At 44.4% G+C, this 15,359-nt stretch carries 11 protein-coding genes; 3 read left to right on the top strand and 8 right to left on the bottom strand.

Annotated features, from left to right (window positions below; translation table 11 throughout):
* Positions 1-266 precede the first annotated feature (266 nt).
* The 6 genes from AC1DFM_RS25400 to AC1DFM_RS25425 all read right to left on the bottom strand — a co-directional run bounded on the left by AC1DFM_RS25400 (position 267) and on the right by AC1DFM_RS25425 (position 8,386).
* Positions 267-920: a lipoprotein signal peptidase gene (locus AC1DFM_RS25400; RefSeq protein WP_477079580.1), complete on the bottom strand. Its 654-nt coding sequence runs from the start codon at positions 918-920 to the stop codon at positions 267-269.
* A 60-nt stretch (positions 921-980) separates the two neighbouring features.
* Positions 981-3,488, bottom strand: coding sequence for a bifunctional UDP-N-acetylmuramoyl-tripeptide:D-alanyl-D-alanine ligase/alanine racemase (locus tag AC1DFM_RS25405; protein WP_477079581.1), 2,508 nt, complete (start codon positions 3,486-3,488; stop codon positions 981-983).
* A 58-nt stretch (positions 3,489-3,546) separates the two neighbouring features.
* Positions 3,547-4,515: a TerC/Alx family metal homeostasis membrane protein gene (locus tag AC1DFM_RS25410; RefSeq protein WP_477079582.1), complete on the bottom strand. Its 969-nt coding sequence runs from the start codon at positions 4,513-4,515 to the stop codon at positions 3,547-3,549.
* A gap of 136 nt (positions 4,516-4,651) precedes the next feature.
* Complete coding sequence (gene gldG / locus AC1DFM_RS25415) at positions 4,652-6,355, bottom strand: gliding motility-associated ABC transporter substrate-binding protein GldG (protein ID WP_477079583.1); 1,704 nt, start codon at positions 6,353-6,355, stop codon at positions 4,652-4,654.
* Positions 6,356-6,377: 22 nt separating this feature from the next.
* Positions 6,378-7,118 (bottom strand): gliding motility-associated ABC transporter permease subunit GldF, encoded by a 741-nt coding sequence (gldF, locus tag AC1DFM_RS25420; RefSeq protein WP_477079584.1) that lies wholly within the window; start codon positions 7,116-7,118, stop codon positions 6,378-6,380.
* A 62-nt stretch (positions 7,119-7,180) separates the two neighbouring features.
* Positions 7,181-8,386: an IscS subfamily cysteine desulfurase gene (locus AC1DFM_RS25425; RefSeq protein WP_477079585.1), complete on the bottom strand. Its 1,206-nt coding sequence runs from the start codon at positions 8,384-8,386 to the stop codon at positions 7,181-7,183.
* Positions 8,387-8,521: 135 nt separating this feature from the next.
* Here AC1DFM_RS25425 and mce point away from each other — a divergent pair, with 135 nt between their 5' ends.
* Positions 8,522-8,923: a methylmalonyl-CoA epimerase gene (gene mce, locus AC1DFM_RS25430; RefSeq protein ID WP_477079586.1), complete on the top strand. Its 402-nt coding sequence runs from the start codon at positions 8,522-8,524 to the stop codon at positions 8,921-8,923.
* 619 nt (positions 8,924-9,542) lie between these two features.
* On the opposite strand, the gene AC1DFM_RS25435 is transcribed toward mce, so the two are convergent.
* Positions 9,543-12,884, bottom strand: coding sequence for a TonB-dependent receptor (locus AC1DFM_RS25435; protein WP_477079587.1), 3,342 nt, complete (start codon positions 12,882-12,884; stop codon positions 9,543-9,545).
* A gap of 124 nt (positions 12,885-13,008) precedes the next feature.
* Positions 13,009-14,289, bottom strand: a complete 1,281-nt coding sequence (locus tag AC1DFM_RS25440; RefSeq protein WP_477079588.1) for a UDP-N-acetylmuramoyl-tripeptide--D-alanyl-D-alanine ligase — start codon at positions 14,287-14,289, stop codon at positions 13,009-13,011.
* A 132-nt stretch (positions 14,290-14,421) separates the two neighbouring features.
* Here AC1DFM_RS25440 and AC1DFM_RS25445 point away from each other — a divergent pair, with 132 nt between their 5' ends.
* Both AC1DFM_RS25445 and AC1DFM_RS25450 read left to right on the top strand, forming a co-directional pair.
* Positions 14,422-14,793, top strand: a complete 372-nt coding sequence (locus tag AC1DFM_RS25445; protein ID WP_477079589.1) for a hypothetical protein — start codon at positions 14,422-14,424, stop codon at positions 14,791-14,793.
* Positions 14,794-14,809: 16 nt separating this feature from the next.
* Positions 14,810-15,358, top strand: coding sequence for a YceI family protein (locus AC1DFM_RS25450; protein WP_477079590.1), 549 nt, complete (start codon positions 14,810-14,812; stop codon positions 15,356-15,358).
* Position 15,359 lies beyond the last annotated feature (1 nt).

Below are 15,359 nucleotides of genomic sequence, written 5' to 3' on the forward strand. Positions count from 1 at the left end.
CGGATATTTTTTATTTCAAAGCAAATGGGCGTATTTGTTCGAAAATTGCAGTCATGTAACCGGTAAACAAGCCGCAGCTGGGGCTTTAAGTCATTGGGAATGAGGTAATAGGTGGTGGTTATCTTTTTTAGTTTTTTTCGGGAGATATGTTCCGCCGCGTTCACCCGGTGCTTCGGGCAGATATCGGGGACTCCCACCCGCATACCTAAAAAAGAAAGCGCTCGCCACTGGCGAACGCTTCTCCCTATAAATATTTTAAAAAATAATTACGCTACATGGTCTTTTGCTACGGGCTGTTCTATTTCTTTAGGCTGCATATGCTTGCCGAAAAAACGTTTCTGGAACAGCAGAATAGCTACTACACCTGTTGAAATAGCCGCATCAGCTACGTTGAATACCGGGCGGAAAAACACAAAGTAATCGCCTCCTTTGAACGGTACCCAGCTTGGCAGGTAGCCTTCATAGATAGGGAAATACAGCATATCTACTACCCTGCCGTGTAAGAAGCTGCCATAGCCGCCGCCTGCAGGGAGGAACTTCGCTACGTCATAACCTACGCTATCATTGAAGATCAGGCCATAAAACATACTGTCTATCAGGTTGCCGGCAGCACCAGCCAGGATCAATGAACCACAAATCAGCAAACCGGTACTGTACTTTTCTTTGATCAGCTTCTTCATGTACACAAAGCCTACTACTACCGCCACCAGGCGGAACATGGTAAGCAAAATTTTACCAAAGTCGCCTCCAAACTTAAGCCCGTAGGCCATTCCTTCATTCTCAATAAAGTGGATACGGAACCAGTTAGGGAAGATCACAAACTCCTGTTGCATAAACATATGCGTTTTGATCCAAAACTTCAGGGTCTGATCAATGATCAGAATCAGGATAACGATAAATACTACGTGACGATATTTCAACTGATATTAAAATTTTATCAAAAATAATAGTTTATTTCAAAGTCGAAGCCTGCAATATCATTATTCCTGGAAATATACCCTTTTTACCCGCTGTGAAATTCCTGTTAATATTTCATATGGAATGGTGTCGGCCCAGGCTGAAAGGTCCTGTACAGACAAGTCCTGGCCAAAAACAATCACCTCATCTCCTTCTTCCACGTCCGGAATATGKGATACGTCCAGCATGAGCATATCCATGGCCACAACGCCCGCTACAGGGGCTAATTTGCCACGAACCAGCATTTTACCTACGCCCATCCCCAATCTCCTGGGATAGCCATCCGCATAGCCAATACGTACGGTGGCAGTAACTGAGGGGCCATTGGCTACCCATTTGGCGCCATAGCCTACGGAGTCGCCGGTATCCAGGTGCTTCAGCTGTGCCACGGTGGTTTTCAGGGTACTCACGTTGCGGAGTTGGTCTTGTGTACCATTGCTGCTGTCGATGCCATACATACCGATACCCAGCCGCACCATATCCAGCTGTAAATCCGGATGGCGTGTAATGGCCGCACTATTGGCAATATGACGGATTACCGCGTAGCCCAGTGCTTTCTGCAGCTCATGACTCATATCGTAAAATAAGCGTCCCTGCTGCTGCGTAAAGGCATCTTTTGCCGGGTCTTCACTGGCAGCCAGGTGGCTGAAAATAGATTGTACTTTCATCAGCGGGCTGGCAGTCAGCAACTGCGCCAGTTCCGCAATTTCACTTTTCACAAAGCCCAGCCGGTGCATACCCGTATCCAGCTTGATGTGAATAGGGAAATCTGTTTTACCCGCTGCAGTGATTTCTTCCATAAACTGCAATAATATCTGCATGGAATAAATTTCCGGCTCCAGGTTCCAGTGCAAAATGGCGTCAAAGCTGGCAGGCTCCGGATTCATCACCATAATAGGCATGGTAATACCGGCCCTTCTTAACTCCACGCCTTCATCGGCATAGGCTACCGCGAGGTAGTCTACTCCGTGAAACTGCAACAGGTTGGCTATTTCGAAACTACCGCTTCCATAGGAAAATGCTTTCACCATGGCCATTAATTTGGTATCAGGCTTCAGGAGCGACTGATACAGCTTCACGTTATGTGAAATAGCACTCAGGTTAATTTCCAGGATGGTTTGGTGCGCTTTCTGTTCCAGTAATTTGCCGATACGCTCAAACTGAAATATGCGGGAACCCTTTACCAGTATGGTTTCATTCTGGAAATCGTCTGCGTTGAATTGTTGTATGTATTCATCAGTAGTAGTAAAGAACTGTGTTTTCAGCCCTTCTACCTGTTGAAAGCTTTTCTTTTCCCGGCCAATGTTTTTCCCGATGGCAATTAATTTATTAATGCCTTTCTTCTGTAACAGGTCGGCTACTTCTTCATACAGGGTAGCATCACTTTTACCACTTTGCAGGATATCACTGAGGATCACGGTGCGGGTAGCGTGCTGCTGCTGTTGCTGTAAGAAGTCCAGGGCAATGGTTAAAGAGCCCAGGTCCAGGTTGTACGCATCGTTAATAACAGAGCTGTTATTGATACCCTGCTTCAGTTCCAGGCGCATGGCAATATTGCTCAGTTGATCCATCCGTTGTTGAATCACGGCTTCATCCTTACCCAGGTATAGCATGAGGGCAGCGCAGTGAATGGCATTTTCGATAGAGCCTTCATCTACAAAAGGAATGGTGAAATGAAGCGGCTCTTGCTTATACAAGGCGTCTATGCGCGTGTGGTTATCATTTTTATCTATACTGATCACCCGCAGATCAGCATCTGTTTTCCGGGACCAGGAAAACAATTCTGGCCCGCCGCCTTCCTGATTTTCTTTTTTACCTACCTGGTTGTGAAAGGCCAGCACACACTCATTGAGGGCCAGGTAGTCTTTGCAGTAAATGAGGATATCACTTTTGGCAAACAACACCAGCTTCTCATTGATCTTCTGCCGGATATTCAAAAATCCTTCACTATGGGCTTCTCCGATGTTGGTGAAAATGCCAATGGTAGGACGGATAATCTTTTCCAGGTTCACCATTTCACCAGGTTGTGAAATACCTGCTTCAAAAATGGCAAGTTGGTGTTCCGGCTTCATTTGCCATACCGACAAGGGTACGCCTATCTGGGAATTATAACTTTTAGGACTGCGTACTATGTTATAATCTTTTTCCAGTAATTGATACAGCCATTCTTTCACAATGGTTTTTCCATTGCTGCCGGTAATGCCAATCACAGGAATATTAAAATGGTGGCGATGAAAGGCCACCAGCGTATGCAACGCCTGCAGGGTATCTTTTACTAAAATGAAATTTGCCTTGGGATATTTTTCCAATGGCACAGGTTCACTGATCACAAAATTGCTGACTCCCTTGCGGTACAGTTCTTCAATGTATTGGTGCGCATTGCGCCTTGGGCTAACCAAAGAAATGAACAGCGATGATTCCGGGAAGCTTAGCTTCCTGCTATCCAATAAAAGATGGTCAATTTCAGAAAATCCAGTCTCTTGCAACAATTCCCCTTTCAAAGTCTTGTTGATGCTTGCTGCGTTATACACGTTTATCAGGTTTGAATAATCACTTAGCGGCCGCAAAAACATTATCTACAGCTGCTTTTTACTTCTCTTCTGCTTCCGGCAATTCTTTCTTCTGATGATAGAGGGAATAGAGGATGGAACCTCCGAGGCATAGTATAATCACTATCAACGATACATATACTGGCACGTGAATATAATACTTTGCCAATAAGGGTATGTGAACAAAAGATTCTATGAGCATTTTCAGTCCTATGAAAATAAGCACAATAGCAATACCCTGGGGCAAATAATCAAATTTATCTACCGCTCCCCTCAGTAAAAAGAATAAGGACCTGAGTCCTAATACCGCGAATATATTGGATGTATACACCACTACTGGTTCTTTCGATATGGCAAATACAGCGGGAATGGAATCCAGTGCAAATATAATATCAGTGACCGCCAGCATTACTACCACTAGTGATAAGGTGGTGAGATACGCCTTATTATGTTTACGAATAACAAAACGCCCTTTTGGCTCTTCTGTTGTTACCCGCATATATTTATTCATAAACCGGTAAGCAAAATTTTCTTCCGGCTTAAATTCATCCTCAGCGTTGGCGGTAAACATTTTGTAGCCTGTATATAGCAGAAACGCGCCAAAAATATACAGTATCCACTCAAACCGCTGTATCAACACCACGCCGACACTGATAAAGATAGCCCTGAAAATAATAGCCAGCACAATACCAATCAGTAATACCCTGGCATAATTTTCTTCTTTTATCTTAAAAAAACCAAATATGAGGATGAATACAAAAATATTATCCATGGATAACGACTTCTCCATCAGATAAGCACTCATAAAACTGACGGCCTTGTCAGAACCATCTACTATCCACATGAATCCAAAAAATAAAACAGAAAGGCCTACCCAGAAAATGCTCTGCCATAGGGCAGTTTTCATTGTTGTTTTCTCGTTTTTTTTGCTGAATAAACCCAGGTCAAAAATTAATGCAATGACTACCACAATAAAGAATATGAGATAGGTCCATTGTATGGAGGTCATGTAGTTGATTTTTTTTATGAAGGAGCAAAGATAGTGAAACAGCTATTAGCATTTAGCTTTTAGCCAGTAGCAAAATGCAGCGGAGATCATATTATATTAATCTTCGCTGTATTTGGGAAAGCAGATTGTCAACAGTTTAATCGGCAAATTTCCGTTGGCGAATAAATTGGAAAATCACGGCGAATAACAGGATCAGCCCAATAGGCACAAGGAAACAGATCACCTGCCACTTGGTTTTTTCCTGCTTTATTTTTCCATTATCAAGCAAGCGCAGCGTCAATTCTTTGTTGCGCGCTTCCATGATACCGCTGTTACCACTGAGGTATTCCAGACAGTTCAGGAAAAATTCTTTATTGGCAAAGGCAAAGCCCGGATTAAATTCGTTGATCCCCATTTGTAGTGGGCCTTCTTTACGGGATACTGCGTTGGCAATCAGGTCGCCATCACTCACTACAATCATTTTGTTGATGGTATCCGTTGCGTCCCGGAAAGGCTTGCCGGAAGCGCGTTGCAGCGCTTCTACCACTAATGGGTCCTGACGGTTATGAAATAATGAGGTAAAGTGTCCTTCCAGTAAAACAGCCGCCGGGAGGTACTGTTGCCGGTATTCGCGCGGATTGGGTTGTGTTTTTACTACGTCCCAGCTCACTTCGGTAGGCAGGCGCATGGTGCGACTGGTGCGGGAAGTGGTCAGCAGCACCGTTTTACGGATGGCGTCATTTTTTATGGTATCCATAGAACTAACGAACCGGCTCAGCAGCATATCCAGATTTTTTACAATAGGATGTGCTTTGGTAGGCATGAGCATAGGAAAGTAAGGAAAAGGTACCGGCTGTATTTGTGGCCGGTTGCCTACGTTGCCTACTACCAGCGGCACTACATCACTTTGTAGGTCCATCACCAGGTCCTGGTTAATGCGCACGCCATAACGGAACAGGAGGTCTTCCAGGTTGAGTCCACGGTCTACCGCCACAAAAGCATTTTGTTGATGGAGGCTGTCCATGGAAGCGCTGGATTCATCAATAAACCACAACACTTTACCACCGTTCATCACGTATTGATCAATTTTCAGCTTGTCTGCATCGCTGAAAGCGCCGGCAGGCTTGGCAAAGAGGATTACGTTGAACTCGGGCGAAATAAAGGAGGCCGACTGTAACGTAAGTGTATCCAGGGCGTAATTGCTTTGGAGGGTGCTCAGGGCGTCATATACCTCAGCGCCTAAGGATTCTCCATGGCCCAGCATATAACCAATGAGTGGTTTTTCTTTTTGTTGCAGTTTGTTGATGGCGTTGGCAAACTGGTATTCCAGCAGGGCTTCAGAGTTATTCATCGTCTGCATGGGATCTTGTCCACCCTGATTTTTCAACAGGTTTACCCCCACGGATTTCCCTTTGTAATGCACCAGTGCACCGGGAAAGATGAGTTTTTGCGCGAAGCCGTCGTTGGATTCCTGCTGCACCTGCATGTTAAAGGGCATAATACCCTGGGCGGTCAGCTCTCCAAGGAATTTCATGCGGGCGGTATCACTCATGCCCTGTCCGGGATTGATAAATGTAAACCGGATATTTTGTTTGCCATATTCCCGGAATTCTTCCAGTAATTCGGAGGTGGCTTGTGCCAACTGACGGAAGCTGGCGGGATAATCGCCTTTCAGGAATACTTCAATATCTACCGGACTATCCAGCTGACGCAGCATTTGGCGCGTGTGGCTGGTGAGTGTATATCTTTTTTCTTTTGTCAGATCCCATCTGCCATGAAAGTAAGCGGCTGCTATATTGATGCCCGTGAGTAGCAGTACGATTGCTATTGCACGTTGTATGTATTTTTTTCGTGTAGCCATAACATTTAGTAAGGGAAATCTTTTACCCGTTTTGCCAGAGTTTTCTTTGGAGGGATAATTTAGTAAGATAGAGCATCAGACCGATGATGCTGATGAAGTAAACGATATCCCGGCTATCAATCACACCACGACTTACAGATGCGTAGTGAAATTTGATGCCCGCCATCTGCAGGTAATAATCGGCGCCGCCGGTGAAGGCCGGCACTTTGCTGATAGCGTCAAAACCGTTATACAGTATGAAACAGGTAAAAATGGCAATGAGAAAGGCAATCATGGCATTGTTGGTTAAGGAAGATGACCAGATGCCAGTAGCCGTAAAAGAGGCGCCCAACAGCAGTAAGCCTATATAAGAGCCAATAATGCCGCCGGTGTCTGGTTGTTGGGTATCTACACTTAACTGTTGAATGGCAAAATAATATACGATGGTGGGTAATAACGAAATGAGTACAATGACCATACTCCCCCAGAACTTACCCATCACTATTTGCCAGCCGGTAACGGGTTTGGTGCTGAGCAATTCCATGGTGCCGCTTTTAAACTCGTCTGCAAAGCAGCGCATGGTAATAGCCGGTATCAGCAACAGGTAAATGAAGGGGGCCAGGTTGAACAGCGGGTCCAGGTTCGCATAACCCGTATCGAGCAAACTGGTTTCCGGAAAAACGAAGAGTAGTAATCCGTTTGCCAGCAAAAACAGGATAATGGCCACATAGCCMGTAACACTGCTGAAGAACTGGTTTATCTCTTTCTTAAAGATGGCTAGCATGAACAGTTTGTAAGGATTAGGATATTAGTAAAGATACAAATATAGCTAAACGCTATTACCTTTTAGGCTATTGTATCCAGGTCTACTCCATCTTTATACATTTCCCATATTGGGCTTTCACTTCTCGTCTTATTTACCGCATCTGTAATGGTACGGATGGTAAAATCAATTTGTTCTTCCGTGGTAAAACGTCCCAGCCCAAACCGAAGGGACGCACGCGCCAGGTCGTCGCTCATTCCCAGTGCTTTCAGCACGTAGCTGGGTTCCAGGGAGGCCGACGTACAGGCGGAACCGGTAGAGAGGGCGATCTTTTTATTGAAGCTCATCATCAGGGCTTCTCCCTCTATATATTTAAAAGAGAGGTTGGTGGTATGTGGCAGGCGATGGATGCGGGACCCATTCACATATGATTGTTCCAGCTGTAGTAGCGCGTTTTCCAGTCGATCTCTCAGCACGCTGATCCTGGCGCTATCGGCCGCCATTGCTGTTTCACAAAGTTCGCAGGCTTTGCCCAGGCCTACTATGCCGGGTACATTCAGGGTACCGGAGCGCATGGCGCGTTCGTGGCCGCCCCCGTCTATCTGGGCGGTGAGCATTACCCGGGGCGAGCGTCTGCGTACATATAGGGCGCCTACTCCTTTGGGACCGTATAATTTATGCGCGCTTAGGGCCAGCAAGTCTATACCGTCGGTGTTTACGTTCACCGGAATTTTTCCCACGGCTTGTGTGGCGTCAGACATAAACAATACGCCGTGCTTCCTGGCAATGGCGCTGATGGCTTGTACAGGCTGTATGGTACCAGTTTCGTTGTTGGCGTACATAATGCTGATCAGGATGGTTTGCGGCGTAATGGCTGCTTCCAGCGCCGCGACGTCAATCAGTCCTTCGTTGTTTACCGGCAGTACGGTAATTTGAGCGCCTTGTTTTTCGAGGTGTTTGCAGGTATCCAGTACAGCTTTATGTTCGGTGGCCGCGGTAATAATATGACGGCCTTTGGTCGCATACATCTCATATACGCCTTTAATGGCCAGGTTTACCGCTTCAGTTGCGCCGGAGGTAAATATAATTTCTTTGGTATCGGCGCCAATCAGTTTGGCTACCTGTTCCCTGGCATAATCTACTGCTTCCTGAGCTGCCCACCCGAATGGATGGCTGCGACTGGCAGCATTGCCATATACCTCTGTGAAATAAGGTAACATGGCGGCAACTACGCTTGGGTCGCAGGGCGTGGTAGCGTTATTGTCAAGGTAAACAGGTAATTGTAGCATATGTGTCTTTGTTTCAAGGTATCTAATAGCTGACTTAACAAATTTACAACATAAGTTCTATTTTTACCGGGTGAGGCATTCCCCGAAAATGTCTTGCGGATACTGCATTTCGGGTACATTGATAAAATCATAAACATGCTTAGGATAGAACATATTGGTATTGCGGTAAATTCATTGACGGATTCCATTCCATTATTTGAAAAGCTTTTAAACACCAACTGTTACAAACAGGAGGAAGTCAGCAGTGAACAAGTGATTACGGCTTTTTTTCAACAGGGAGAAAGTAAAATAGAGCTGTTGGAAGCTACTGGTCCGGGTAGTGCTATTGCCAAATTCCTGGAGAAAAAAGGAGAAGGAATGCATCACATCGCTTTCGAGGTAGCAGATATCTATGCAGAAATGAAAAGATTACAGGAAGAAGGGTTTGTTTTATTACAGGAAACACCGAAAAAGGGAGCGGATAATAAACTGATCTGTTTCCTTCATCCTAAGCACAGTAACGGAGTTTTGATAGAAATTTGCCAGGAGATCAAGTAAACATTTACTTATATATATTGAAATTAAATAATAATAAATTTTTTTATTTTTTTTCCATTTTAGCAATCCAAAGGAATTATGTATTCGTAAGTAATTATGAAACACCCCCCAAAAGGGCACAAAAAGTTAAAACCAAAATAATTTTATAAAAAAACTGAACAAATAGATTTTCCATAACGTTATATCTACAAACACTCAAATACAAAAAAGAACAATACTCAAAATATTACAAGACTTAAGCTTTATAGATTTTAACGGTTTAAGTTTTAACGATTACTCTAAAGTTGGCATAGGTTATGAACACCTGCGGGTTTTTTAGCTTGCAGGTCTTTTTTTTAAAGCTAGCGCTGCACAAGATGAATCAGAAAAATAATTTCAGGGAGGGATAGTACAGATGCTATACTTATTTGCTACCGCTATTAACGCTTAGGGTACCGAACAAATTGTGATAAGTATATTTTTATTTCGGGGAGTTGTGCTGGGTTGATCTTATTTGCTTATTGTGGAAGATATCACGTGAATGTTTTTTTTCATTATAGAAAATGATGTCATGTTTGTTAAAAAAGAAAAGTCCGGATCATTTATCCGGACTTTTCTTTTTTATGATATGTTCGTTTTATTAGTTGAACAGGTACTTAATACCGATCTGACCTTGCCAACGGGAAATAACGTTGGTATTATCTTTCCAGGTATTGGTAACCGGAATTTGGTTATTAGCATCCAGGTAAGGGAAAGAGAACGCAGCAGCATGTGTTGTAGCACCACTTGGATCTTTAAACTGTCCCTCGTACTTCAGGAAAGAAGGTGAATTAGGCATTTTGGAAATACCCCAGTTCTTGTTCAGGAAGTTACCGAAGTTGATAATGTCGAAGCTGATACGGATCGTATGTTTGTTTCTTTCTTTACCGCTATACACAAAAATATCCTGTGTAATATTCACGTCCATTCTTTTAGCGAAAGGTAATACTACGGCATTACGCTCTGCATATTCGCCACGGTGGCTGTTCAGGTAAGCATCTTGCTTGATGTAATTATCTACCTGGTTCCAGATAATAGCAGCGGTACGTTTATCTGCATTGGTAGCAGGGTTATAGGTTTTATCACCATAACCTACCGGTACCAGTTTGATTTCACTGGCATTTCTTGGAATGTAGATCAGGTCGTTGTTACCGCCGGAACCATCATTATTTACATCTCCGCTATAAGTATAGGAAGTAGTGCTGTACAAACCGTTTACGCTAGGTGCTGCTTCGTAAATCATACCCACGGAAGTAGCAAAATGTTTAGCCCAGGTAAAGCGGTAAGAAGCAGCTGCTACCACACGGTGAGGCATGTAGTAGTTGGAATAACCCAATACATTGGCGTTAGGATCTCCCTGTACCGGACGATCGCGCCAGTTGCTCTGTGCAATAGTACCACCATCATTTACGCTGCGTGATTTGCTATAAGTATAGGCTGCACTCAGGTAAAGGTTATTCACGTTTCTCTGGAACTGTATAGTGGCAAAATAAGAGTAACCTTTGTTGGTGTTACGCATCAGGATAGCATCGCTGATATTCGGGTTACCGAGGCTGGTACCAGCGCCATATATTTTAGTGCTGCTGTAACGGGTACGGTTATCAGGAGTGCTGTCCAGCTGGAATCCTGTTGTTGGCAGGTTCACGTTCTGGAAGTATACGGCATTGATATCTTTGGAATAGTTGGCTTCCAATGTACCAATGATACCCCATGGCAATTGACGATCAATAGCCAGGGTTACTTTCATTACCTGTGGATATTTAAAGTTCCTATCGGTAACGGCTATATTATATTGTTTAGACAGCTGTCCGGAGTTATCGCGGTAAGTGTCCGGATTAGGGTTGAAAGGATAATTGGCGATAGGAGAATTATCACTGTTTGCTGCTACGAATGATCCAAACTGTACGCCGTTGTTAGCCGCCTGGTTGCTGATCCACACTGCCGGAGGAGGACCTGCAAATAAGCCGGCGCCACCACGTAACTGTGTTTTACCATCATGCGTGATATCCCAGTTGAAACCAATTCTTGGTGAAATCAGCGGCGTAGTTTTAGGCGCCTGACCCACATCCAGTCTTACACCATCTCTGAAGTTGGCTAAAGTAGTCAGTGAATCATTTTTATCAAATGTGCTGCCTATAATTGGTAAGTCTATACGAACACCATAAGTAAGGGTGAAGAAGTTACTCACACTCCATTTATCCTGTATGAACGCACCCAGTTCCAGCATATTTATTTTTGCATATGGGAAGGACTTATCCTTAGTGGTAGCATAGGATAAAGCATAACGGATAGCGGTGGAGCTATTATTATTCACGCTCGCATAGAAATCCTGCAGGGTATTGAAACGGTAGTTACCATTGTAGTTAGGTGCAAAACCGTTCAGGAATGTTTTATAATAGTTTTGAGTACCAATGGTAATTTCATGTTTGCCTTTATACATGGTATAGATATCGGACAACTGGTATACATTGGTATTGAGCTTATTATTGTAGGTAAATGGTTCATAACCAAAGGCAGTATAGCTGCCGCCTTGTCCGTTCATGATATCAACCAGCGGGAAATTACCCTGAGAAAGCGCTGCTCTGTAATCACGCATGGCAGAGAATCCCACCTGGAATTTATTGGAAGCCCGGTTACTGATACGGGTATTTAACTCCGCAATAAAGATGTTGAAATCATTATGGATGGTGTAACCACTACCGCTGAAAGGCAGACCAGTAGAACTAGGCTGACGGCCAACACTGGAAGGGCCAGGAGCACCACTGTTGCTGGCGGCAATATCCCTAAGTGATTTCAGGTAACTGTATTTCAGGGTAAACGTATTACGATCGTTTACGTTCCAGTCTACTTTGAAGGTAATCTTATCGCTCTGTGTACGATAAGTATAGTTCTGGTAGTCACCTGGATTGTATCCAAATTTGTTGATCAGGAATTGCTTCAGGGCATCCAGGGTATCAGCTACTGCGCCAGACACGTTACCACCAGGTACGCCACCAGGTTTGTTGGCAACAAGGCTGGTAGCAGGGGCTTTAATTCTTTCCTGTTCAGCACTTACGAAGAAGAACAGTTTGTTGGGAATGAAAGCGCCACCAACAGAAAAGCCGCGCATGTTGTAATCGAAGTTCGGTTTAGGAACAGTTACAGTACCAACATTCCGGCCTTGCAAACCAGGTGTTTGGATGTAAGTGTACGCAGACCCTTTAAAGGTGTTGGTACCGCTCTTGGTAACGCTGTTGATACCGGCGCCGGAAAAGCCGCCTTGTCTTACGTCATAAGGAGATACGTTCACCTGGATTTGCTCCAGCGCTTCGAGACTGATAGGCTGAGAAGAGGTCTGGGAGCCAAGTGTAGCCTGCAAACCAAAAGAGTTGTTGAAGTTGGCGCCATCAACGGTGATGTTGTTTAACTGGTTGCTTCTGCCACCAATATTAAGACCATTGGCGGAAGGGGTCAGTCGGGTAAAGTCCTGCATAGAACGACTGATAGTAGGCAGTCTGTCCATTTGTGAGCGGGTAATTACTTCCTGGCTACCAGTGCGGGCTTTGTTGATTACTTTGTTTTGTGCAACAGAAGTAACCACTATTTCCGTTAAGGTGCTGGTACTGGGTTGCAGCGTTACATCTGCTTTGTATTCCTGCCCCAGTGACAGGCTAATGTTTTCCCGTTTTTCATCTTTAAAGCCGATGTAAGAAACGGTCAGGGTGTAAGGACCACCAACGCGAAGGTTGGGTAAGTTGAAGCGACCATCTTTACGGGATACAGTGTTGTACTTTGTTCCAGTAGGGAGATGTGTGGCCACAATGCTGGCGCCGGGTACAGGGCCTTCTTTACTGCCAATGGTTCCGGCGATGTCGGCGGTAGTTTCCTGGGCAAACAGGGCATTAGGTAATACCAGTACGCAACAAAGCATACAAATGAGGTAACACCAGACTTTTTTGTGCATGCGATTCAGATTTTGTGCAAAGTTCAAAGGACAGATTCAAGTATTAAAATTAATACAATTATAAAATCGTTAACAAATTATTTGAACTATTTGTTTCTAGTACCGCATGACGAGCTAGATATGTTTACGCCAATACCTTTTCCATACCCGTGCTTCTGGAGCCTTTAATTAATAAGTGTGTGTGCTCGAATTGTTGCTGCTGTAACCATTTTCCGGCTTCTGTAGCATTTTCCAGGAAGATATAAGGGTGATTTACTTTCTTAAAATCTCCACCTACCAATACCACGGCATCCCAGTGTGTGCGTTCCAGTAAGTGAACGAGATCAGTATGCTCTTTTACGCTGTCTGCTCCTAATTCCATCATGGCGCCCAGTAGCAACACTTTTTTATCCGCCTGTATACTGGCAAAATTCTCGATGGCGGCTTTCATGCTCGATGGGTTAGCATTGTAAGCGTCCATAATGATGGTGTTACTGCCCTGCTGTATCACCTGGGAACGGTTGTTGGAGGGGGCGTAATGGGCAATGGCAGGAGCAATATCTTTTTCAGGTACGCCAAAGTGAGTGGCTACCGCTACTGCTGCCATTACGTTAGGAAAGTTATAAGCGCCTACCAGTTGGGTTTGTATAAATCCTACCTGGCTATCGCCTCTTACTTCTACGGCCAGGAAAGCGCTATCGGTGATGGCTTCACCTGTAAAGTTGGCTTCCTTGCTGCCATAGGTAATGATATGTGGAATACCGGTGGCCATTTCTATCAGATAGCCGTAGTCGTTACACACGAACACGGTACCGTTGTTAGCACGTAAAAAGTCGTATAGTTCTCCTTTGGCTTTCTTCACCCCTTCTTCGCTGCCGAAGCCTTCCAGGTGGGCTTTTCCGATGTTGGTAATAATACCATGCGTTGGCAATGCTATTTTACAGTAAGCGGCTATTTCCAATTGGTGGTTGGCGCCCATTTCTATGACGGCAATTTCCACATCCGGCTGTATACTTAAAATAGTAAGGGGTACACCAATATGATTATTGAGATTGCCAATGGTAGCATAGGTTTTCTTGCCGGCAGATAAGGCGGCATTGACCAGTTCTTTCGTAGTGGTTTTACCGTTAGTACCGGTAATGGCGAGGAAAGGAATATTTAACTGTTGACGATGCCGTAAGGCCAGCTGTTGCAGGGCTGTGAGGGCATCTTCTACCAGCATCATTTTTTCTGGTACCGTGAAATAAGCTGCTTCATCCACTACGGCGAAGGCAGCTCCCATTTCCAGGGCTTGGGCGGCAAATTCGTTACCATTGAAGTTCCCTCCTTTTAGCGCAAAGAAAATATCATTGGCCTTCAGTTTACGGGTATCCGTTTGTACCGAGCGGTGCTGCTCATAGATGCTATATAATTGTTCAATATTCACGGTCTAATCTTATTTAGTGCAAAAATAAGTGGTTAATCATGTAATATAGCAGAATTTTATCTTCGAAATAAAGCAACCAATTTTAATACTATCCCGTATATCACCTTCAGCAATCAAATGATGGAAAAACCTATGATACGCATTTCTCTTTTCTTATTGACCTGCATGGCTTTCGCCGCCTGTAAAAATGAGCAGGCGCCACCACCAGTAAGCGGTGGTATTAATTGTGATGTAGCCAAAATCACCACCACCTACGTGCTGGGGGCGATACAGGCTAATTGCACCAGCCGCAATTGTCATCCGGGTGGAAATTCTCCGGTCGTGGCTGATTTTTCCACTGCCGACAAATTGAAAGGATACATCAACACCCACCGTGCTATGTTCGACTTGCGTGTTACAGGCCCACAGGCAGATATGCCACAGTCGCAGGCGTTCCCGGCACTGTCGCAGGGAATGAAGGACTCCATCGCCTGTTGGATTGCACACGGATTGCCGGATCAATAACCTTAAACAGAATCGCATGAAACATTGGCTGCTTTTTATATGTGCGTGGTTGTGCGCATCTGCCACCGCTGCACAGGATGTGTATACCTGTAAAAATGCACGGCTATCCTTTTTTTCCTCCTCCCCCCTGGAAGATATTGAAGCAAAGACAGATAAAGGGGCGGCTGCCATCAACCTAAAAACTAAAGATATTTTCTTTAAGGTGCCTATCAGCAGCTTTCAATTCAAAAAGAAGCTGATGCAGGAACACTTCAATGAAAACTACCTGGAAAGTGATAAATATCCCTTTGCTGAATTTAAGGGAAAAATCAACGAATCGACGGAATTCAATAAGGACGGCACTTACCCTGTTACGGTAACGGGTACACTAAATATTCATGGGGTGGAAAAAACGTATACTGCCAAAGGTTCAATGGTTACCAAAGGCAATACCATTACCGTCATCTCTAACTTCAATGTACGTGTAGCCGATCACGGTATTAAGATTCCGTCTTTAGTCATACAAAATGTGGCAGAAGTAGTAGCCGTAACGGTGAATGCCATTTACACTCCTTACAGTAAATAAG

Source organism: Chitinophaga sp. 05T412 (assembly GCF_056396465.1).